The following is a 19220-nucleotide window of genomic DNA, read 5'->3' as shown; positions in this document are numbered from 1 at the left end:
GGTGGTGGGTTCGGCAGGGAGCGTTTCGCACCTGCCCTGATCATGGGAGTTGTTCCATGACAAGAATTGTTCGCATCCCCATCGTCCCGAGCACGGAGTGGACCAGCATCGAGGTGCCCGCGGGTGGCCAGCTCGTGTGGGCCGAGCCGGGCGGCGGGCTAGTTGTCGGCGGTTTCCCCGGCGGCGGTGTCCCCAGCGGTATCGCCACCTACTGGCGTACCGAGGACTTCACGTTCGGCATCGAGCGGTGTCTGATCCGCCAGGGTTCCCGGACTGATCCGACGTCGCCGGGGGAGGAACCCAGTGAGTTCGAGTACGTCGAATCCGGCCTTCAGGGCGCGATCCCGTTCATGAACACCGACTACCTCCTGTGGTGGAAGAAGAGCATGTACGACGCCTTCCCGCCGAACGCGGGATCGGGCGAGTAACAAGCCCGAGTCGAAGGCGTCGGCGTGCTGGGCCGTCGGCGCCTTCGCCGACGCGAATATCGCGTCCGCACAGCTATTTCGATGCCCGCGGCGACTTATTCGTCCATCGAACTATTGGAAAGGCAGGACAGCCATGTCTTGGACCGGTGATCCCGTCTGGTTGGCGGACGTCCTCCGTGAGGAGGGTTTGGGTGTGGTCGAATTCCCCGGCTGGCGCGAGCGCGGGCACGGCGATTTCGGTGAGATCTGGGGCGTCATCGCCCATCACACCGGCGGCTCCAATACGCCGACATCCGAAATCGCTTACGGCTTTGCGCATTTGGAGGGGCCGTTGTCGCAATTGCATCTCGACCGGGATGGCACCGTCACGGTCGTCGCCGCAGGTGTTGCCTGGCACGCCGGGGTAGGCCGCTGGCCGGGGCTGCCCGAGGACGACGCGAATTTCCACACCATCGGCATCGAAGCCGTGAACAACGGCACCGAGGGCTGGTCGCGCGAGCAATACGACGCGTATGTGGGCTGCTGCGCGGCGATTCTGCGCAGGCTCGGCCACGGGGCCGATCGGGTGATCGGCCACAAGGAATGGGCCGGATCCAAACAAGGCAAGTGGGATCCGGGCGGTATGGATATGGACCAATTCCGCGCCGATGTCGCGGAACGATTGAAAGGCGGTGTGCTGGTGGCACTTTCCGACTTGGAACAGCGCGAACTGCTCGACAAGCTGCGCCGGGTGCACTTCGAGCTGACCTACGGATTCCAGTCTCGGGTGGCCGATTCCGAGTACCGGGACACGGTGGCCGGCTATGTGCTCAATTCCGACGCCGCCGACTATCGCAACGAGCAGCGTCTGAAGGCGCTCGAACTCAAGGTCGACCGTCTGCTCGACGCCATGGAAGGAAAGATCTGATGTTCCTCACCAAACTTCCCGAGCCCGCGCTGATCCGCTCGGTGCTCGTCGCGATCACCGGGGTGATCGCCTTCGTCGTCGGCCATCGGATCGATGTCTCGTGGATCGAGTCGGTACTGACGATCTACGGCCTGCTCACTCCGGTGATCGCGGGCGCAGTCATTCGGCCTGCGGTCACGCCGGTCGATCGGCAGGACGGCGGACGATGAATGGCGCAGAGCTGGTTGAGTCCGGAATTCGTGCAGGCGTTCGGCGCCGCCGCGGCCACGGTGATCGGCGCCGTCACCGCCTGGCAGGCGCGTGAAGTCGCGAAACTGCGCGCTCGCATAGAGACTCTGGAGAGCCAGGCGGTCGATGACAAGAAGCGCTTCCGTGACGCCATCCGCCTGATCCGCGCTCTCCAACAGCACATCGACGAGCTGCGCGGCTTCCTGCGCCTGCACGTTCCCGGCCAGGAACCTCCGGCGGCCCGCTACGAGATCCCACCCTCGTTGCAAGAGGAACTCTGAGCGCCTCCCCGCCTGACCTGGACTGCCCCGTCTCCCCGCTGTGGAGGCGGGGCGTTTTGTCGTTTCCAGGCGACCTCTTCGCAACGCGCCCGCACGCCTCGCGGTGGCCGCAACCGCTGCGAGGCGTGCGAAGTCGTTGCGAGGACCTATTCCGGAATCGTGTACCGGGGGCCTCGATCGAGTAGTGATCGCGGAGGAATTGATTTGCAAACCTCGGACTGAGTCTTGCAAACCGTGGGAATGCTGTCGAAAGGCTTGCCGGAATTGTTCCCAGTATTCGCCCAGGTGAAACGTTACATATCGATTTTGTGAAATAGATCTCACTACCGGATTTGGGCTCCGACCCGCCAGTAACTTCGCGGGCTTGTGGTCGGCTGAAGGTCTGGCGTCGATGGTCGGCGACGAGGATGGTCCGTTCGGCAAGCTGGCGGCTTGCGTCCGGATTGCAAGGTATCTGCCCTAGTAGGACGGCGTGGCGCGGCGATGCGCTCGCGCTGCGGATTTAGCCGTTCGGAGGGCGATATCGACCGCGGTAAAGCGTGAGCCGTCCGATTGCGAACCTTTCATCCCGAGTTGCTCGCAAAATCGGGGTTACTCCCCACCGTTTGAATTGCAACCGGTTCATCGTTAACACTCGAACCCCTGTGATAGAACAATCCCGTCGGCCGCCAACGGGTTGCCGACGGAGGATAACTTCCAAGGGGATATTTCGAAGATGAAGATCATTCGTTCGTTCGGTTTCGCTTTCGCCGCCGCTGCCGGAATCGTGCTGGCAGGCTCCGGGCTGGCCGGCGCCGAGACCACCGGTTCGGCGGAGTTCACGACCCAGTTGGTCGAGGCATTGGCGACCGGCTCGGCCGGCGCCACGAAGTCGACCGCGGCGGAGACCGGTTCGTCGGAGGCGCTGACCGCGCTGGCCGAGAACCTGGCGACCGGTTCCGCCACGAAGCCCACCGCCTCGGATGCCGGTTCCTCGGAGTCGACGACCAAGCTGCTGGAGACGCTCATCACCGGTTCGGCGAACCTCGACCTGACGAAGTGAGCGCATAGCTCGAATACGCCCCGCCTCATCGAGGCGGGGCATTTTTTCGTTTCGGGAAGTCCTCGAGTTTGCTGAAACACTACTCGCGATACCGCGCTGAACAACCCATCCAATCAGCGCGATCGGATATCAGCAGCTTCGAAATCCCTTCTGCGCGGAAGTATTTGCCGCACGGCTGGCAATCGGCGCGAACCCGATGTCGCGTAAGGTTCGCCATCGCCGCACGTCAGCGCGGAGATCCAGGCAGGAGTGCCGAGGGCCGAGTTCACGCGTCGGAACCCGCGAAGGTGAACTACTCGTAACTGATCATTTGCGATGCGTTCATCATCACGTCGTGGCCCGAAAATATTGCGTGATAGACATAGGCGCGTCGACCGCACTGTGTTGTCGACCAAGATTTTCGAGGAAGAGAAGAATTCCATGAGCAAGATTCGCGTGCTCGGCATCGCTGTGGTCGCCGCCGGTATCGTCCTTGGTGGTTCCGGTGTGGCGTCGGCGGAGACCGGTTCGGCCGCTGGTTCGTCCAACTTCGCCACCGGTCTGACCAACCTGCTGGCGACCGGTTCGGGTGGCGTGAAGCCCCTGCCGACCGCGGGCGAGACCACCGGTTCGGGCGCCGGTTCTTCGAACTTCGGCACCGGCCTGACCAACCTGCTTGTCACCGGCTCCGGCGGTGTGAAGCCGCTTCCGGTCGCGGACGGCTACGTCAACCCCTACCTCGACGGCTGGAGCGCAGGTTCCTCCAACCTGCTCGTCGGCCTCGGCAACCTGATCGGCACCGGCTCCAGCGGTCGCTAGTCGCTGCCCTGATCGCGGTAGGCGCGGCACGGCCGTGCCGCCACGAGGCTGTCAGCGCCGCGGGCTGCCAGTGTCGGGTGGAGGTCGGAGGCGACGGGCGCATTCCTGCATACGAGAACGGCCCGGGAACACCCCGGGCCGTTCTCGTATTCGCGGTACCTACAGCGGCGTCTTCATCAGCACCACGTTGTACTGCGTGTGCACCGTCAGCAGAAAGTACAGATCCGACCCGGTCTGATACGGGAAGATCATCGGCGCGTAAGCGGTCGGCAGCGACGCGGCCTCGATCAGCACCCGCGGCGCGCTCCACGGCCCCTGCGGCGACGAAGCCGTCCGCAGGACGACGGAATTCGCCGGATCCGTTGTCAGCATGACGAACTGGCCGAGGTAGTCGTTCCACATCACCGACAACTCGGCGACGCCGTCCACGATCGGCGCCGAGGCCAAGGGATCGTTCGGCTTCCACGCGCCGCCGTCCCAGTACTCGTAGGAGTCGATGTTCGCGATGTCGGCTTCCCTTGTCCGCGAGACGAATCCGGGGTTGTTGCGGCCAGGGGCGGTGCCGTAGCGGTAGACGTAGCCGTCGTGCTTCAGGAAGGCGTTCTGCTGGAAGCGCTCGTGCCCGTCCACGTTCGCGCGGCGGGTGGTGGTGAGCGGCGCCCAGGTCTGGCCGCCGTCACCGGACGTGGCCAGGGTGGAGAAGTTGGTGTTCCACCTGCCGTGATCGCCCCACTCCCGCACCGACATCAGGCTCATGTACTGCACTCCGCCCACCGAAATGCCCGCGGTGGGGATGAGACTGATCTCGATGCCGGGAATCTTGGGGCTCGGCAACGGATTCGGGACGACGCTGTCGAAGAAGATGCCGCCCGACGGATCCTTGGTGGTGCTGCGGAACAGCACGTTCGAGGTCCAGGCCCACATGCTGCCCGCGAGCAGGTTGGGGATGCCGAGCCCGGCGCTGTCGCCGAAGGCGGTGATCATCCGGCCGCTGCCGTCGTCCCACATGATGCCGAGGTCGGTGCCGAGCACGTTCACGTTCTGCGTGCGGTTCGGGCTGTCCATGCCGGTCATCTGGAAGACCGCCTTGGTCGGCCCGGGCAGCTGCGGCAGTCCGCGCCAGCCGTTCAGCACCGGAATGGGATTCACGTTGTTCGGGTCGGCGGCGGCGGGGCCTGCCAACACGACCGTGCAGGCCGCGGCGACGGCCCCGGCTCTGGCGAGTGCGGACAGCGATCGGTTCATCCGGACGGGTCCCTTCTGTGGCGCGCGGTCTGCCTCGAACATTCTGCCTGCCCGTTGCGGTTTCGGGCGAGGTTGACCTTGTGGGACCCGCCATGTCCCGAACGCGAAAGAGCGGCCCGGACGAATCCGGGCCGCTCTCGCGGTGTTTCGACGGTGTCGGCGAGACCTTAGAAGGCGGCCTCGTCCAGCTCCATGATGTCGTTGTCCAGGTTGGCCAGGACGGCGCGGGTGGCGGTCAACTCGGGCAGGACGTTGCGCGCGAAGAACTGCGCGACACCGATCTTGCCGTTGTAGAAGGCCACATCCGAGCCGGAGGCGCCCGCGTCGAGCGCCGCGATGGCGACCTCGGCCTGGCGCAGCAGCTGCCAGCCGATGAGCAGGTCGCCGACGGAGAGCAGGAAGCGCACCGAACCCAGGCCGACCTTGTACAGCTCGGACGGCTGCTCCTGAGCGCCCATCAGGTGGCCGGTCAGGGTCGCCGCCATGGTCTGGACGTCCTCGAGCGCGGTGGCCAGCAGCTTGCGCTCGCCCTTCAGGCGGCCGTTGCCCGCCTCCGAGTCGATGAACTTCTGCACCTGGCCCGCCACGTGCGCCAGCGCGACACCGCGGTCACGGGCGATCTTGCGGAAGAAGAAGTCCTGCGCCTGGATGGCGGTGGTGCCCTCGTACAGCGAGTCGATCTTGGCGTCGCGGATGTACTGCTCGACCGGGTAGTCCTGCAGGAAGCCCGAACCACCGAAGGTCTGCAGCGACTCGGTCAGGTACTGGTAGGCCCGCTCGGAACCGACACCCTTGACGATCGGCAGCAGCAGGTCGTTGACCCGGAAGGCCACGTCGGAGTCGGCGCCGGAGACCAGGTTCGCCACGTCGGCGTTCTGGTGCGCGGCGGTGTAGAGGTAGATGGCGCGCAGGCCCTCGGCGTACGCCTTCTGCAGGGCCAGCGAACGACGCACGTCCGGGTGGTGGGTGATGGTGACGCGCGGCGCGGCCTTGTCGGTCATCTGGGTCAGGTCCGCACCCTGCACGCGCTGCTTGGCGTAGTCGAGCGCGTTCAGGTAACCCGTCGACAGGGTGGCGATGGCCTTGGTGCCGACCATCATGCGGGCGTTCTCGATGACGTCGAACATCTGCGCGATGCCGTTGTGCACCTCGCCGACCAGCCAGCCCTTGGCGGGCACGCCGTGGCCGCCGAAGGTGACCTCACAGGTGGCCGAGACCTTGATGCCCATCTTGTGCTCGACGTTGGTGACGAAAGCACCGTTGCGGTCGCCCAGGGTCTGGGTCTCGAAGTCGAAGTGGTACTTCGGCACGTAGAACAGCGACAGACCCTTGGTGCCCGGGCCCGCGCCCTCGGGGCGAGCCAGCACCAGGTGCATGATGTTCTCGAACAGGTCGTCGGAGTCACCCGAGGTGATGAAGCGCTTGACGCCCTCGATGTGCCAGGTGCCGTCTTCCTGCTTGATCGCCTTGGTGCGGCCGGCGCCGACGTCGGAGCCGGCGTCCGGCTCGGTCAGCACCATGGTGGCGCCCCAGTTGCGCTCGGCGATGATCTGGGCCCACTTCTTCTGCTCGTCGGTGCCGTTGTTGTAGAACACCTGCGCGAAGCCGGGGCCTGCGCCGTACATCTGAGCGGGCGGGTTGGCGCCGAGGATCATTTCGCTCAGTGCCCAGACGACGCTGGCGGGAGCGCCGAGGCCGCCCAGCTCCTCGCGGACGCCGACCTTCATCCACTCACCCTCTTCGAGGGCGCGGTAGGACTTCTTGAACGCTTCCGGCAGGGTGACGACGTGAGTCTCGGGGTCGAAGGTCGGCGGGTTGCGGTCGCCCTCGACGAACGACTCGGCCAGCGGGCCCTCGGCCAGGCGACGCACCTCGTTGAGCATCTCCTTGACAGTGTCGCTGTCCAGGTCGCCGTAGGCGCCTGCGTCGAGCAGGGAGCCGAGTCCGAGGACCTCGAAGAGGTTGAACTCCAGGTCGCGGACGTTGCTCTTGTAGTGACCCATGGTCTGTACTCACTCTCCGTTGAGTTGGTGCGGTCGGTTTGGTTGCCGTTCCCGCCCGTTGTCGCCACCGGGGTAGTTTTCCGGATTTCCGCATGCTACTCGCGGGTAACTTATGCGCCATATTACCGGCCGGTAAGGGGCAGGCAAAGACGGCGGCCGGCAATGTGACGCGATAAACAGCCCCTGAGCGCTGCATCTGCGCTCTCCGCTGGTAGGCGGCTACGGTGAGGTGTGCAGATCGAGACGAGCGCGGGTCCCGCCGAGATCGAGCTCGACCGGCCGCGCAAACCGGCCTTCCTGCTGCTGCTCACCCACGGAGCGGGCGGTGGGGTGGACGCGAAAGATCTTTTGGTGGTGCGCGATTCGGCGTTGGAGCTGGGCGGCGCGGTGGCCAGGGTGGTGCAGCCTTATCGCGTCACGGGGCGGCGGGCGCCGGGCTCGGCGGACAAGCAGGATCAAGCCTGGCTGGAGATCGTGGCGGCTTTGCGCAAGAAAGTTCGCGGCGTCCCCGTCATCCTCGGCGGGCGCAGCAACGGGGCGCGGGTCGCCTGCCGTACGGCGGTCGCCGCGCGGGCCCGCGGCGTGCTCGCGCTCTCGTTTCCGCTACATCCGCCGGGTAAGCCGGAGAAGTCGCGGCGCGAGGAGCTGCTCGCGCCGGGCGGCATCGAGGTCGTGGTGATCAACGGGGCGAACGACCCGTTCGGCGTGCCCGAGGCGGCCGACGCCGCCGAAGTGCGCGTGATCCCCGGTCAGCCGCACTCGTTCCGCGCCGGATTCGACACCATTGCGGCGACCGTGCAGCCGTGGTTGCGGCGCTGGTCGGAGTAGGTGTGTCGGTCGCCGGGTCGGCCTGTGTCTCGCGGTCGGCGTGCAGCTGTGCTGGATCAGGAGGCCGAGGCTTCGGTTTCCGAGGGTTCCGGCGCGGGTTTGGTCGCGATGACCAGCGCGTCGATCGCGTCGCGGCCCTCGGTGGGGCGCAGCACCCGGTCCGCGATGTGGATCTCGAGACCCGAATCCGAACCGAGGTCGGCGATGATGTCGTCGGGGGTGAAGAGGATCGACGGGTCCTGCGGTCCGCCGAAGCCCTCCGTCAGGTTCAGTGTGTCGTGCCCGAGGATCAGCAGCGTGCCCGCCGGTGTGAGTAGTTCCGCGGCGCGGCGCACCACGGCGCGGCGCTGCTCGGCGGGCAGATGCAGGAAGACCATCAGCACCAGCTCATAGGGGCCTGCGATCCCGGCGGCGTCGAGATCGGTGACGTCGGCGCACTGCCAGGTGATTCGTCCGCGCACCGATCGGGACAGCCGCGTGGCCACGGTCCGCCCCTTGTCGATGCCGACCTGCGAATAGTCGACGGCGTGCACCTGCCAGCCGTGCGTGGCCAACCAGACGGCGTTGCGTCCCTCGCCGCAGGCCAGGTCGAGCGCCCGCGGCAGACCGAGATCCTCGCCTTCGGCGGAGTCGGGCCCCACAGGCGCGCGCCGGTCCAGCCCGTAGACGTGCTCCACCACGGTGCTGTTCGGCGGTGCGCCCCAGACCAATTCACTCTGCGCGTAGCGCTCGTCCCAATCGGCCGCATCCATAGGGCGAGTCTAGGAACCGCCGTGTTCGGGCGGACCGTCGGCACCGCGCTGGAAAGCACCGGAGGTGCGGAGTCTGAGCCGCACAAGCCCGCTCCCGCGCGGCACCGCACGCACCGCGCCGGTGCTCACTCGGAGGGCGCGGGAAGCCAGTGCACGGGCGAGGTCTCGCGGATGTGCACGAGGATGTCGAACGCCCCCGTCAGGGAGGGGACGCCCATGTGTGCTTCGGCGTCCTTGCTCGGGTCGTAGATCCCGCTGATGGTGCGCAGCTCGGCCGGTGCGCGACGCCAGGTGTCCACCGATTCCGTTGCGGCCGTGCGCAAGTCGACGAAGAACGCGGGCAAATCCACTTCGCCGAGCACCGCGTCGACCAGCTCCGGCCGCGGCCTGGGCGCCTCGGCCATGCCGAGATCACCATGGTGAAAGCCGATGGCCACAGTGACGTAGTCCGTGCCGAAGTGGTCGCGCAGGTGGGAGCCCGTGCCGCGGAACTCGCCCGCGGCCGAGCCGACGCCGAGCGCCTGAGCGCTGACGTGGGCGATGCCGTCCCAGAACGCGATCTTCACGCCGGTCGCGCGCTGCCATTCGATGACGCGTTCGGCCGATGGCCGCTCGTCGCGGGCGAAGCCGCCTTGCCCGGCGACGCTCTGCTCGTGGAAATCGGCGATCAGCCGGGCGTGGGCGCGGGCCCGCCGGTGCTCCGCGGTGTCGGGCAGCTCGTCGAGCAGGGCGAGCGCGTCGCGGGCGTGCTCGGCGAACGGGCGTCCTGGGTGAATGCCCTGATGGCGCTGGACGTGCTCGTCGATTCGGTGTGCGGTGCGGATCGGGTTCAGATGGGTTTCGGCGCGCGCCAGCCGGTCCGGCGCGGCTTGGCGGAGGTAGTCCAGCACCGCGTCGTAGTCGGAGGGTTCGGCGCGCGGCGGTTCCACGCCGAGGACGCGGATCGGGTCGTCCGGGTGCTGCTGGTTGAACAGCCGGATCCGGGCCAGCGTGTCGACCATCTCGGCGGTCCGCAGCGGGCGCCACGCTCCGGCCAGCGCGGATTCCGGATCGCCCGCCCCGGTGCGGACGTACTCGTCGATGCGCTCGCCGGACCGCGCGCTGTCCTGGATCGCGAGCCCGCGGAACCCGTGCCTGCCGACCAAGGCGCGGAAGAGCCGTTCCCGCACGCCGTAGGTCTGCCGCGAGAACCTGGTCGACTCGCCGAGCCCGACGATCGTCGCCGATCCGAGTGTCTCGACGAGCTCGTCGAGATCCTTTCCCACATAGTCCGGTTCGGTGTCGACCACGGGGCGCGCAGCGGACCGCACCCATGCCGTCACGTCGGCGGATGGGCGGGCGATGCTGGATGCAGAAGTCATTGTTCCTCCGGATCGGTCGCGTGCTGCGGCCAGCCTCGTACATGAAGCTTTGTTGAGGTCAAGTGATCCGGGAAGGAAAAAGGGGGTGCCCGCTGAATCGCGGACACCCCGAACGCGTCACGGCGCGATGATCACAGCGTGGTGCGCATCAGGACGACGTTGTACTGGCTGTGCACGGTGGTCATGAAGTACAGGTCGCGCCCGGTCTGGTACGGGAAGATCGAGGGGGCGTAGGCCGACGGCAACTCCCTGGTGTCGATCAGGACTTCCGGATCGCTCCACGGACCCTCGGGCGAGGAAGCCCGCCGCATCACGACCGAGTTGAACGCGTCCGTCGTCAGCGAGATGAACTGGCCGAGATAGTCGTTCCACATGACCGACAGTTCGCCGACGCCCCACATGATCGGCGCCGCGGCGTTGACGTCGTTCTTGCGCCAGCCGCCGCCGTCCCAGTACTCGTACTCGCCCAAGTTCTGGATGTCGTGCTCGCGCACCCGCGCGATGAACGCGATGTTGTCGCGCCCGGAGGGGGTGCCGTACTCGTAGACATACCCGCCGCTCTTCAGGAAGGCGTTCATCTGGAAGTTGGCGTTGCCGCCCTCGTTCGGGCGCCGGGTGTGCCCGAGATCCGCCCAGGTCTCCCCGTTGTCGGCGGAGGCGGCCAGGCCCGAGTAGTTCGTGGTCCACTCGCCGACGTTGTCCCAGGTCTTCACCGACATCGTGCTCATGTACTGCACGCCGTCGACCGCGATGCCCGCGGTGGGGATGCGGCTGATTTCGATGAACGGAATCTTCGGGCTCGGAATGAGATCGCGCGCCTGTCCGAAGACGTCGCGCACCACGCTGTCGAAGTAGATGCCGTTGGCCGGGTCCTTGGTGTTGCTGCGGACCAGGATGTTGCTACGCCAGGCCCACATGCTGCCGGCGAGCAGGTTGGGGAAGCCGAGTCCGGCGGTGTCGCCGAACGCGGTGAGCATCTCGCCATGGCCGTTGTCCCACATGATGCCCAGATCGGTGCCGAGCACGTTGTAGGTCTGGGTGTTGTTGGGGCTCGCCATGCCGGTCACCTGGAACATCGCGCGGCTGCGACCGGCCAGATTCGGCAGACCGGTGGTGCCGTTGAGCACCGGAATCGGGTTGATCGCGTTTGGGTTTGCCGTGGCGGGGGTAGTTGCCGTGAGAAGCAAGGCCGTGCCACCCGCTAGAGCCGAAAGCAGGATTTTTGCGGTCTTGTTCAAGGTCGTGGGCCCTCCGGGTCTCGCCGAAACGGGCCTCGATACACCACCCCCCGATGTGAACCGAAGCACATTTCGAATGGCTGGCAAATCGACGGAAATGCTAGCAGTCGAACCGGGGAAATTGGTGGCTTGCGATCTTGTCTCTACGAAATGAAGCCCTCTTTGTGTGATCTTCCATCTCGGTTCGCGGCCAGACGCAGGATCAGCGGCAGCTGTGTCGCGCGCTCGATTCCGAAGGTGCGCCGCGCCGATGCGTGCCAGGACCGCTCGAACAGTCGCTTGGCGCCCGCCACCGCGTGCGGGGAGCGGGACGCGATGCGTTCTGCGAGTTTCTCGGCGGCGCCGATCGGGTCGTCGGTCACCTCGGTGACCAGGCCGATGCGTTCGGCGTAGGCGGCGTCGACCACGTCGGCGGTCATGGTCAGCAGCAGTGCTTTATCGATGCCGATCAATCGCGAGAGCGTGGCCGCGCCGGTCATATCCGGAACGAGGCCGTGCTTGGCCTCCATGACCGAGAACTCCGCGTCGGGTGTCGCGAAGCGGACGTCGGCGGCCAGCGCGATCTGGAGTCCGCCACCGAAACAGCGGCCGTGCACCGCGGCGATGACCGGGACCTCCAACCGCCGCCAGGCCCAGCAGGCCTCCTGGAAGGTGTTGGTGCCGCGCCACGGCAGCGGCACGAAGTTGCGCACAGCCGCGAGCGGATCGCGGGTCGCCTTGGCGACATCGAGGCCGCTGCTGAAGCTGGGGCCGTTGCCGGACAGGATCACCGCGTGCACGTCCTTGCGCTTCGCGACGGTGCGCGCGGCATCGACCAGGTCACCGAGCATCTCGATGGTCAGGCCGTTGTGCTTGTCCGGGCGGTCCAGGCTGACGTAGGCGCGGTCGCCGTCGAACCGCAGTGCGATAGGGGATCCCATGCCCGGATCTTACTCTCGAGTCAGTTCTTGTCCACGGGCTATTGCCCTGGTCGGGACGGGCTGCTTCAATCGAACCAAATTACCGTCAATGCTGACGGTAAATATTCGGAGCGGAGGAAGAATGCTGCCAGCCGGAATGGATCCGCGGACGCCGGTGCTCGTCGGCGTCGGGCAGGTCGTGCACAGAACCGGCGATCCGGGGCTGCCCGGCCCCGTCGAACTCGCCACCGAATCGCTGCGCCGCGCGGGGGCGGACAGCGGCGCAGGAGATCGGCTGCTGCGGGCCGCCGATCTGGTGGCCGCCGTCGCCCCGGTCAGCAAGCCGTATCCGGATCTCGGCGCGCTGGTCGCCGCCGAGCTGGGGGCCGCGCCGAAGCGCACTGTGCAGTCCGTGCGATTCGGCGGCGACGCGCCGCAGCGGCTGCTGAACACGGTCGCGCAGGCCATCGCCGACGGAAAGTCCGAGATCGCCCTCATCACCGGAGCCGAGTCGGTGGCCTCGTCGAACGCGGCGACTCGCGCGGGCGCCGGGCTCGAATGGCCCGAGCAGCCGGAGGATGTCGCGCCCACCGAGCTGATCGGTTCGGACAAGGCGCCCAACTCGGAGATGGAGACCGCGGCCGGACTGTGGGGCCCGGTCTACTTCTACGCGCTGATGGAAACCGCGCTGCGCGGCAGGCTCGGCCTGAGCGAGGCCGCGCATCGCGAGCGCATCGGCGGGCTGTGGTCGCGGCTGTCGTCGGTCGCCGAGGACAACCCGTACGCGTGGCTGCCCGCGGCGCAGTCCGCCGCCGACCTGGCGACGCCCTCATCGCACAACCGGCTGGTGTCGACCCCGTACCCGAAGCTGCTCGTCGCGAACCTCTCGGTGGATCTCGGCGCCGGCCTGATCGTGTGCAGCGCGGCCGCCGCCGACGCCGCCGGTGTGCCGCGCGATCGGTGGGTCTTCCCGCACGGCGGCGCGACCGCCACGGACGTCTGGTTCGTCTCCGAGCGCGCGGATATGAGCGTCTCGCCCGCGATCGCGGCGGCGGGCGAGTCCGCGCTCGGCGCAGCGGGTATCGGCATCGACGATGTCGCCCACATCGATCTGTATTCCTGCTTCCCGGTCGCGGTGCAGGTCGCGGCGGAGGCGCTCGGCCTGCCGATCGACGATCCGGCACGGCCGCTCTCGGTCACCGGCGGGCTGACCTTCGCGGGCGGGCCGGGCAACAACTACACCACCCACTCGATCGCCACCCTCGCCACGCGGCTGCGCGAGGACCCCGAGTCCTACGGCCTGGCGACCGCGCTCGGCTGGTACATCACCAAACACGGCGTCGGCGTGTACTCGGCGCGCCCGCCCGCCGAGCTCTTTCGCGCGGCCGAGGCCGTGGTGCCCGCCGCGCGCCGCGACACCGCGCCCGGCTACACCGGCCCGGCGACCGTCGAGGCCTACACCGTCGCCTACCGCAAGGGGCCCGCGCCGGAGCGCGCCGACGAGCCCGAGGCGGTGGTGATCAGCGCGCTGAACCCGGCGGGTGCACGCATACTGGTTCGGGTTTCCGACGCCGAGACCATCGCGGCGTTCACCGACGGCGACCCGATCGGCGCGGCCGCCGAGATCACCGCCGCCGACCAGCTCACCCTGCGCACCGAGAGGACCCCCCGATGACCGATCAGGTACTCGTCGAACGCCGCGACGCGATCACGCTGCTGACCGTCAACCGCCCCGAGGCCCGCAACGCCATCGATCTGGCCACCGCGCAGGCCATCGAGGCGGCCGTCGACGCATTCGAGGCCGACGCCGGCGCGCGCGTGCTCGTACTCACCGGCGCGGGCGGAACCTTCAGCGCCGGAATGGATCTCGTCGCCGCCTCCAAAGGGGAGATGCCGATGACGCAGCGGCGGGGTCCGCTCGGTATCGCGGCGAAACCGCCCGCCAAGCCGATGATCTCGGCCGTCGAGGGTTTCGCGCTCGCGGGTGGTTTCGAGCTGGCGCTCGCGGGTGACCTGATCGTCGCCGCGCGCGACGCGCAATTCGGAATCCCCGAGGTGAAGCGCGGTTTGGTGGCCGCGGGCGGCGGCGTGCTGCGGCTGACCCAGCGCCTGCCGCGGCCCATCGCGGCCGAGCTGGCGTTGACCGGCGGACGCATCGGCGCCGAGCGGCTCTACCAGCTCGGCCTGGTCAACCGGGTCACCGAGCCGGGCGCCGCGCTGGCGAGCGCACTGGAGCTGGCCGCCGAAATCGTCGCGGCCGCACCGCTTTCGGTCGCCGCGAGCAAGCGCATCATCGACGAGTCGCCGGACTGGTCGGTGGCGGAGTCCTTCGCCAAGCAGGGCGAGATCGCGCTGCCCGCGCTGTTCTCCAAGGACGCCGCCGAGGGCGCCCTCGCGTTCGCGCAGAAGCGTGAACCGCAGTGGCAGGGGCGCTGACCCGATGCCGGAACGCGTCCGGGAGACGCAGGCGCAGCGCCGCGCGCGAATGCGCACGCGGCTCCTGGACGCGGCGATCGAGAGTCTGGTCGAGGTCGGCTACGCAGGGACGACGACGCTCGAGGTGCAGAACCGCGCCGGGGTACCGCGCGGCACGTTGCAGCACCACTTCCCGACCAAACCGGATCTGCTCGCCGGCGCCGTCGAGCATCTCGCCGCGCGCCGATTGGAGCAGCTGACAACGGAATTCGCGGCGATACCCGACGATGCCGACCGGCTCACCACCGCGGTCGATCTCACCATGCGCATGTTCAGCGGGGAATCTTTCCTTGCCGCGCTGGAGATCTGGGTCGGCGCGCGCACCGATCCCGAGTTGCGCGCCGCCTTCCTGCCGCTGGAGCAGCGTCTCTTCGAGCTGATGCACACCAGCATTCGCGACATCTTCCGTGCCGAGTTCCCCGATGACCCACGGGTGCCGACGATCACCGAGTTCACCATCGAGATCATGACCGGGCTGGCCATGCGGGCGCTGCTGACCGGGAACGTGGAGCGCAACCGAATCCTCCAGCAGCGCTGGGGAAATTCGGTTCGGGTGTTGCTCGGGACGGCACCGGCGGACACGTTGTTGGACCCTCGGCCCGTGTGAGGCGTGGCCGACGCGGCTGTTCTCGCGGGCGCGCTGCGGGGGAGGGTGACGTGCGCGACGGCGGCTTCGTAGCTGTCGTGCCGACGCGACTGTTCTCGCCGGGGCGCTGTGGCGGAGGGCGACGTGCGCGACGGAGGCCTTGTAGCTGTCGTGCCGACGCGACTGTTCTCGCCGGGGGCGTGCGGCCGGTCGATCGATGCGGCCGGTTTCGGTTGCGGTGGCTGTTGCGGGATTTCCGCGCGAAGTCCCGGGGCGAGCGCGCGCTACCGGCGGTTCGGATCCAGCTGGTCGAGCAGCACCCGGGCGCAAGCCTCGGGATCGTCCGGAAACGGCGAGTGCCCGCTGCCGTGCAGGGTGACGTGACGAGCGTTGGGCAGTTCCGCGCGGGCCTTGCGGTGCTGGGTGGCGTAGGTGAGCAGGACGTCGCGGCTGCCCCAGGCGATGGTGACGGGAATGTCGGCGAGCGCGCCGATCTCGGGCAGCCGCGCGTCGGCGAAAGAGGCCAGCGCTTCTCGGAATCCGGTCGAGTCGATCGCTCCCTCGGCGGTGCCGATCGCGAACTCCGCGTCCAACGCCCACGGCTTGCCGAAGATCAGGGACAGGAACGCCGTGCGGCCCGCCGCGGTGCCGAGAATCTTGGGCAGCTGCGGACGCATCGCGCGAGCGAGGGTGACCGACTTACCGAGCGACTGTTGGCACCACACCCGGCCCGGGGTGTCCCAGAACCCGATCGGGGAGTACGCGGTGACCGAGCGGGCCGATCCGCGCGCGCCCAGCTTCAGGGTGATCAGGCCGCCCATCGAGTTGCCTGCGAGGTGCGGGCGTTCGATGTTTTCCGCGGCCAGCCAGTCGGCGAGCGCGTCGGTGAGTTCGTCGACGGTCGTGTGCGGCAACGGATCCGAGCCGCCGAAGCCGGGCAGATCGACGGCGATCACCTCGAAGGAGGCGGCCAGGGTGTCGATGATCGGCTCCCATATCTGCCAGCGGCTGCCGACCCCGTGCACCAGCACCAACGGTTCGCCCGTGCCGACCCGATGATGGTTCCACGTCGTCATGCTCGTCCCCGGATTCTCTGTTGGCAGTGCGCCAATAGTATCAGTACGTCCGCGTTCCCGCTGGCAGAGTGCTCGCTCGCGGGTACGATAAATGGTATGGCAACGCGTAAGGTCACTCTCTCGCTGGACGAGGCGGCCTGGTCGTTCGCGGAACAGGCGGCGGCACGGGCCGGTATGTCACCGTCGGCGTGGATATCCAAGGCCGCGCGCCGGGAAGCGGTGCGCACGGGCGTCGGTTCCGTGGTCGATGTGGCGGCCGAGGCCGCGGCCGACGAGGCGGAGCTGGCCGCCGCCGAGGAGGCGATGCGTGCGCAGGGGTGAACTGTGGAGCTATCACCCGCACGGTTCGCTTCGGCGTCGTACCGTCGTGCTCATCAGCAGCGACGGCATCAACGAATCGCCGCGTCAGTGGCTGATCGCCGCCGAACTGCTCGACCAGGATCCGCAGGACATCCTCGCGGTCCAGGTGCCAGGGCGCGGCTGGGTGCACGCGGGCAATATCGGCCGCATCTATCGCGGCTGGCTCGCCGAGCGCATCGATGACATGGAGTCCGACGTGCTGGAACGGTTGGACACCGCGCTGCGCGCCGCGATGGACTTGTGACGCGGACCCCTCGCTGCGGGTACGGTCCCGGCCATACGGGAACCGTTGGAAGCGAGGGAATTCGGATGAGAAGAACGATCGCGGTGGCGTGTATCGCGGTGCCGCTGCTCGCGGGGTGCGGGGACGATTCGAGCACGGCATCCGGTTCGTCGACCACCGTGGCCGCGTCGACCACTGCCGCGTCGACCACCGTGGCGGCGGCGTCGACCACCACCGTCCCGCTGCCCGCCGGGGATTTGAGCCAGGCCGACGTCACCACGGTGCTGGCGGGGAAGGGACTTCCCCCGAAGCAATCCGAGTGCGTCGCGCGAATCTATGTGGAGGAGAAGATCTCTCAGGACGGATTGCGCAGGGTTCTCGGTGCGGATCTGTCCGGTCCCGTCGACCCCGTCTTGCTCGGGCTGAGCGCGGAAGACCAGACGCGAGTCGGTGTCGCTACCCGGCGAATGGTGCAGGAGTGCATTTTCTGACGGGTATGGGCTGGGCAGGAGTCGGCGCTGCGACCTACCTCGTCGAATGACCGGCCTGCGGCTCTGGTGGCCGCTGACCGCCTGCCGGCCGGTGTGGCTCGCATCCAGTGGTGGGGCGACTGGGTCGGATCTGGGTTGTGGGTGTGGCCGACGGCAGTTGGTGGGCGTGATCCGTCGGGGTCGCCGCATGCTCCAGTGCGTGGCGCGCGTCGCCCATGACCGTCTCTCGCTCAGAGAGCGATCGTCAGATCGATCTCGGCATCCGAACCCGCGACGAGGTTCTCGGCGACCCGCACCGGCTTCTTCACCGGCAGGACGTAGGTGGCGCGTTTCTTGTCCGGAAACAGCGAGGTGGACCAGCTGCTCGCGCCGATCCTGACGTGCACGCGGATCGCTCCGAACCCACCGGACCGATGCCCGTAGCGCTCCTCGATGTCGTCGGCGATCTCCTCTGGCAGCGACACGAAATGCCAGGAGCCTTCGCCGGAGTGCTCCCACACCCGTGCCGTGAACGAATATCGCGAACCAGCCACGCGCCGACCCTAATGCCGAGCACCGACAGGTCGCGCTCGCATGTCGATCCCGGTGCGCGCAACCCGTGAGTCCGCCCCCGATCGGGTTCACATGGGCTCCTCGGAGTCGACCGAGATGCTCGTTCGGATCGTTCATCCAGTAACTGAGCCGAGCTCCGGGCGCGGTTGTCGGTAGTCCGCTCGTAGGCGGCCGGACCGAACCCGTGCGCGCGCGTCTCGCGATGCGATCGCACAGATTCAAACCCTCGTTTCGCCTCGCGGCCGGTGTTGCACTGGGGACAGCCGCGTGCACGCGAAAGGAAGGACACAGCAGTGACAGTCACCGTCGTGGTCGGCAATCCGAAACCCGCGTCCCGCACGCTGGCCGCGGGCATCCTGGTGGCCCGCGGTCTGCGGCCCGACGTCGAACCCACCGTGCTCGAGCTCGCTTCCTATGGGCCCGCGCTGCTCAGCTGGGGTGATCCCGCGGTGGCGGACGCCGTGCGCACCGTGGCGGAGTCCGAGCTGGTGGTGTTCGCCAGCCCGACCTTCAAGGCGACCTACACCGGGCTGCTCAAACTCTTCCTCGAACAATTCGACGGCGGAACGGGATTGGCGGGAGTGCTGGCCGTCCCGGTGATGCTCGGCGCAGGACCGGCGCACGCGCTCGCTCCCGACCTGCTGCTCAAGCCCGTGCTGGCGGAACTCGGCGCGACCGCGGCGCTGCCGGGTCTGTACCTGGCCGATCGGACCTTCACCGAGGACGGAGTGATCGGCGCGTACGCCGACCGGTGGCGGCCCGTGGTGCAAGCACTGGGTCGTACGAGCGCCGAGCAGCCGAACGTCCGTGATTCGGGGGAACGACTTTCGAGCGCGAGTGAATCGAGGGATCCCAGCGCAGGTGATTCGCTTCGATCCGACGCCGATTCCTACGCGAACGCGAGCAAGGCGGCGGACCATGCATGAACTCTTCGAAACACCGGCCGACGGAACGGGATTGCGCCGTGCCTTCGCCAACTTCCCCAGCGGCGTCGTCGCGGTCTGCGCCGAGGTCGACGGCGTGCCGCACGGCCTCGCGGTGAGCACCTTCGTGCCCGTCTCGCTCGATCCGCCGCTGGTCTCCTTCTGCGTGCAGAACAGCTCCTCGACCTGGCCGCGCCTGGAGCGCGCGACCCACCTCGGCCTGAGCCTGCTCGGCACCGACCAAACCGACGCCGCGCGTGCGCTCGGCGCACGCGACGGCGACCGCTTCCGCGCCAGCGAACTGCACCGAGGCACCGGTGAGGCCGTCTTCATCCACGGTGCGTCCGCCTGGATCGAGGGCGTCATCGAGGCCCAGGTCCCCGCGGGCGATCACCTCGTCGTCATCCTCCGCATCCACCGCCTGGCCACCCGCCACGACATCGACCCGCTCGTCTTCCACGGCAGCCGCTTTCGCCGCCTGCACGCCGAACCGAGCGAGATCACCAACGTGCCGAGCTGACGGC

22 protein-coding genes and 1 pseudogene are annotated in these 19220 nt (G+C 67.9%); 15 read left to right on the top strand and 8 right to left on the bottom strand.

What is annotated here, in order from left to right; translation table 11 throughout:
• Nucleotides 1-56: 56 nt before the first annotated feature.
• From ACRWNM_RS16190 to ACRWNM_RS16165, 6 genes are all read left to right on the top strand, one after another.
• Nucleotides 57-428: a hypothetical protein gene (locus tag ACRWNM_RS16190; protein WP_431968232.1), complete on the top strand. Its 372-nt coding sequence runs from the start codon at nucleotides 57-59 to the stop codon at nucleotides 426-428.
• A gap of 133 nt (nucleotides 429-561) precedes the next feature.
• Complete coding sequence (locus ACRWNM_RS16185) at nucleotides 562-1335, top strand: N-acetylmuramoyl-L-alanine amidase (protein WP_431968230.1); 774 nt, start codon at nucleotides 562-564, stop codon at nucleotides 1333-1335.
• Nucleotides 1335-1544 (top strand): hypothetical protein, encoded by a 210-nt coding sequence (locus ACRWNM_RS16180; RefSeq protein WP_431968228.1) that lies wholly within the window; start codon nucleotides 1335-1337, stop codon nucleotides 1542-1544. Before ACRWNM_RS16185 ends, ACRWNM_RS16180 begins: the two co-directional genes overlap by 1 nt.
• A complete protein-coding gene (locus ACRWNM_RS16175) occupies nucleotides 1545-1844 on the top strand; it encodes a hypothetical protein (RefSeq protein ID WP_357411214.1) in 300 nt (99 codons plus the stop codon). It begins immediately after the preceding gene.
• Nucleotides 1845-2559: 715 nt separating this feature from the next.
• On the top strand, nucleotides 2560-2886 hold the full coding sequence (locus ACRWNM_RS16170; protein ID WP_431968226.1) for a hypothetical protein: 327 nt from the start codon (nucleotides 2560-2562) through the stop codon (nucleotides 2884-2886).
• 420 nt (nucleotides 2887-3306) lie between these two features.
• Nucleotides 3307-3684: a hypothetical protein gene (locus ACRWNM_RS16165; protein ID WP_431968224.1), complete on the top strand. Its 378-nt coding sequence runs from the start codon at nucleotides 3307-3309 to the stop codon at nucleotides 3682-3684.
• Nucleotides 3685-3843: 159 nt separating this feature from the next.
• Here ACRWNM_RS16165 and ACRWNM_RS16160 read toward each other — a convergent pair whose 3' ends face one another.
• Nucleotides 3844-4929 carry a DUF4185 domain-containing protein gene (locus ACRWNM_RS16160; RefSeq protein WP_431968222.1) on the bottom strand — a complete coding sequence of 362 codons (1086 nt, stop codon included), beginning with the start codon at nucleotides 4927-4929 and terminating at the stop codon, nucleotides 3844-3846.
• A 167-nt stretch (nucleotides 4930-5096) separates the two neighbouring features.
• Nucleotides 5097-6932: an acyl-CoA dehydrogenase gene (locus tag ACRWNM_RS16155; RefSeq protein ID WP_431968220.1), complete on the bottom strand. Its 1836-nt coding sequence runs from the start codon at nucleotides 6930-6932 to the stop codon at nucleotides 5097-5099.
• Between the two features lie 231 nt (nucleotides 6933-7163).
• Between ACRWNM_RS16155 and ACRWNM_RS16150 the strand changes: the two genes are divergently transcribed.
• Nucleotides 7164-7760 (top strand): alpha/beta hydrolase family protein, encoded by a 597-nt coding sequence (locus ACRWNM_RS16150; protein WP_431968218.1) that lies wholly within the window; start codon nucleotides 7164-7166, stop codon nucleotides 7758-7760.
• Nucleotides 7761-7816: 56 nt separating this feature from the next.
• Here ACRWNM_RS16150 and ACRWNM_RS16145 read toward each other — a convergent pair whose 3' ends face one another.
• The 4 genes from ACRWNM_RS16145 to ACRWNM_RS16130 form a co-directional block, all read right to left on the bottom strand.
• Nucleotides 7817-8512 carry a class I SAM-dependent methyltransferase gene (locus tag ACRWNM_RS16145; protein WP_431968216.1) on the bottom strand — a complete coding sequence of 232 codons (696 nt, stop codon included), beginning with the start codon at nucleotides 8510-8512 and terminating at the stop codon, nucleotides 7817-7819.
• Between the two features lie 125 nt (nucleotides 8513-8637).
• Nucleotides 8638-9873, bottom strand: coding sequence for an erythromycin esterase family protein (locus ACRWNM_RS16140; protein ID WP_431968214.1), 1236 nt, complete (start codon nucleotides 9871-9873; stop codon nucleotides 8638-8640).
• Nucleotides 9874-10004: 131 nt separating this feature from the next.
• Complete coding sequence (locus ACRWNM_RS16135; RefSeq protein WP_431968212.1) at nucleotides 10005-11060, bottom strand: DUF4185 domain-containing protein; 1056 nt, start codon at nucleotides 11058-11060, stop codon at nucleotides 10005-10007.
• Between the two features lie 194 nt (nucleotides 11061-11254).
• Entirely contained in the window at nucleotides 11255-12031 is a 777-nt protein-coding gene (locus ACRWNM_RS16130; protein ID WP_431968210.1) for a crotonase/enoyl-CoA hydratase family protein, read from the bottom strand.
• A gap of 121 nt (nucleotides 12032-12152) precedes the next feature.
• Between ACRWNM_RS16130 and ACRWNM_RS16125 the strand changes: the two genes are divergently transcribed.
• The 3 genes from ACRWNM_RS16125 to ACRWNM_RS16115 are packed head-to-tail and all read left to right on the top strand — an operon-like array spanning nucleotide 12153 to nucleotide 15092.
• Complete coding sequence (locus ACRWNM_RS16125; protein WP_431968208.1) at nucleotides 12153-13685, top strand: acetyl-CoA acetyltransferase; 1533 nt, start codon at nucleotides 12153-12155, stop codon at nucleotides 13683-13685.
• Nucleotides 13682-14446, top strand: coding sequence for a crotonase/enoyl-CoA hydratase family protein (locus ACRWNM_RS16120; protein ID WP_431968206.1), 765 nt, complete (start codon nucleotides 13682-13684; stop codon nucleotides 14444-14446). Before ACRWNM_RS16125 ends, ACRWNM_RS16120 begins: the two co-directional genes overlap by 4 nt.
• Before the next feature lie 4 nt (nucleotides 14447-14450).
• The gene (locus ACRWNM_RS16115) at nucleotides 14451-15092 is read left to right on the top strand and encodes a TetR/AcrR family transcriptional regulator (RefSeq protein ID WP_431968204.1); all 642 of its coding nucleotides are present in this window, start codon (nucleotides 14451-14453) and stop codon (nucleotides 15090-15092) included.
• A 263-nt stretch (nucleotides 15093-15355) separates the two neighbouring features.
• Here ACRWNM_RS16115 and ACRWNM_RS16110 read toward each other — a convergent pair whose 3' ends face one another.
• The gene (locus ACRWNM_RS16110) at nucleotides 15356-16147 is read right to left on the bottom strand and encodes an alpha/beta fold hydrolase (RefSeq protein WP_431968202.1); all 792 of its coding nucleotides are present in this window, start codon (nucleotides 16145-16147) and stop codon (nucleotides 15356-15358) included.
• A gap of 96 nt (nucleotides 16148-16243) precedes the next feature.
• Here ACRWNM_RS16110 and ACRWNM_RS16105 point away from each other — a divergent pair, with 96 nt between their 5' ends.
• The 3 genes from ACRWNM_RS16105 to ACRWNM_RS16095 all read left to right on the top strand — a co-directional run bounded on the left by ACRWNM_RS16105 (nucleotide 16244) and on the right by ACRWNM_RS16095 (nucleotide 17221).
• On the top strand, nucleotides 16244-16468 hold the full coding sequence (locus ACRWNM_RS16105) for a hypothetical protein (protein ID WP_431968200.1): 225 nt from the start codon (nucleotides 16244-16246) through the stop codon (nucleotides 16466-16468).
• Complete coding sequence (locus tag ACRWNM_RS16100; RefSeq protein WP_431968198.1) at nucleotides 16455-16751, top strand: hypothetical protein; 297 nt, start codon at nucleotides 16455-16457, stop codon at nucleotides 16749-16751. Before ACRWNM_RS16105 ends, ACRWNM_RS16100 begins: the two co-directional genes overlap by 14 nt.
• 65 nt (nucleotides 16752-16816) lie before the next feature.
• On the top strand, nucleotides 16817-17221 hold the full coding sequence (locus ACRWNM_RS16095) for a hypothetical protein (protein WP_431968196.1): 405 nt from the start codon (nucleotides 16817-16819) through the stop codon (nucleotides 17219-17221).
• A gap of 230 nt (nucleotides 17222-17451) precedes the next feature.
• Here ACRWNM_RS16095 and ACRWNM_RS16090 read toward each other — a convergent pair whose 3' ends face one another.
• Nucleotides 17452-17754, bottom strand: coding sequence for a DUF1905 domain-containing protein (locus tag ACRWNM_RS16090; protein ID WP_431968194.1), 303 nt, complete (start codon nucleotides 17752-17754; stop codon nucleotides 17452-17454).
• 312 nt (nucleotides 17755-18066) lie between these two features.
• Between ACRWNM_RS16090 and ACRWNM_RS16085 the strand changes: the two are divergent.
• Together ACRWNM_RS16085 and ACRWNM_RS16080 are read left to right on the top strand one after the other, a co-directional pair.
• Nucleotides 18067-18564: pseudogene (locus ACRWNM_RS16085) on the top strand (NADPH-dependent FMN reductase); the annotation flags it as partial.
• Between the two features lie 127 nt (nucleotides 18565-18691).
• The gene (locus ACRWNM_RS16080) at nucleotides 18692-19216 is read left to right on the top strand and encodes a flavin reductase family protein (RefSeq protein WP_431968192.1); all 525 of its coding nucleotides are present in this window, start codon (nucleotides 18692-18694) and stop codon (nucleotides 19214-19216) included.
• Nucleotides 19217-19220 lie beyond the last annotated feature (4 nt).

It is taken from the genome of Nocardia sp. bgisy134 (assembly GCF_965341865.1).
GTDB lineage: Bacteria > Actinomycetota > Actinomycetes > Mycobacteriales > Mycobacteriaceae > Nocardia.
This window is presented reverse-complemented; position numbering and strand designations above follow the sequence as displayed.

Coding starts and splice junctions, on each gene's coding strand:
- ACRWNM_RS16190 (WP_431968232.1), top strand. CDS start 57: ATGACAAGAATTGTTCGCATCCCCATCGTCCCGAGCACGGAGTGGACC.
- ACRWNM_RS16185 (WP_431968230.1), top strand. CDS start 562: ATGTCTTGGACCGGTGATCCCGTCTGGTTGGCGGACGTCCTCCGTGAG.
- ACRWNM_RS16180 (WP_431968228.1), top strand. CDS start 1,335: ATGTTCCTCACCAAACTTCCCGAGCCCGCGCTGATCCGCTCGGTGCTC.
- ACRWNM_RS16175 (WP_357411214.1), top strand. CDS start 1,545: ATGGCGCAGAGCTGGTTGAGTCCGGAATTCGTGCAGGCGTTCGGCGCC.
- ACRWNM_RS16170 (WP_431968226.1), top strand. CDS start 2,560: ATGAAGATCATTCGTTCGTTCGGTTTCGCTTTCGCCGCCGCTGCCGGA.
- ACRWNM_RS16165 (WP_431968224.1), top strand. CDS start 3,307: ATGAGCAAGATTCGCGTGCTCGGCATCGCTGTGGTCGCCGCCGGTATC.
- ACRWNM_RS16160 (WP_431968222.1), bottom strand. CDS start 4,929: ATGAACCGATCGCTGTCCGCACTCGCCAGAGCCGGGGCCGTCGCCGCG.
- ACRWNM_RS16155 (WP_431968220.1), bottom strand. CDS start 6,932: ATGGGTCACTACAAGAGCAACGTCCGCGACCTGGAGTTCAACCTCTTC.
- ACRWNM_RS16145 (WP_431968216.1), bottom strand. CDS start 8,512: ATGGATGCGGCCGATTGGGACGAGCGCTACGCGCAGAGTGAATTGGTC.
- ACRWNM_RS16140 (WP_431968214.1), bottom strand. CDS start 9,873: ATGACTTCTGCATCCAGCATCGCCCGCCCATCCGCCGACGTGACGGCA.
- ACRWNM_RS16130 (WP_431968210.1), bottom strand. CDS start 12,031: ATGGGATCCCCTATCGCACTGCGGTTCGACGGCGACCGCGCCTACGTC.
- ACRWNM_RS16125 (WP_431968208.1), top strand. CDS start 12,153: ATGCTGCCAGCCGGAATGGATCCGCGGACGCCGGTGCTCGTCGGCGTC.
- ACRWNM_RS16120 (WP_431968206.1), top strand. CDS start 13,682: ATGACCGATCAGGTACTCGTCGAACGCCGCGACGCGATCACGCTGCTG.
- ACRWNM_RS16115 (WP_431968204.1), top strand. CDS start 14,451: ATGCCGGAACGCGTCCGGGAGACGCAGGCGCAGCGCCGCGCGCGAATG.
- ACRWNM_RS16110 (WP_431968202.1), bottom strand. CDS start 16,147: ATGACGACGTGGAACCATCATCGGGTCGGCACGGGCGAACCGTTGGTG.
- ACRWNM_RS16105 (WP_431968200.1), top strand. CDS start 16,244: ATGGCAACGCGTAAGGTCACTCTCTCGCTGGACGAGGCGGCCTGGTCG.
- ACRWNM_RS16095 (WP_431968196.1), top strand. CDS start 16,817: ATGAGAAGAACGATCGCGGTGGCGTGTATCGCGGTGCCGCTGCTCGCG.
- ACRWNM_RS16080 (WP_431968192.1), top strand. CDS start 18,692: ATGCATGAACTCTTCGAAACACCGGCCGACGGAACGGGATTGCGCCGT.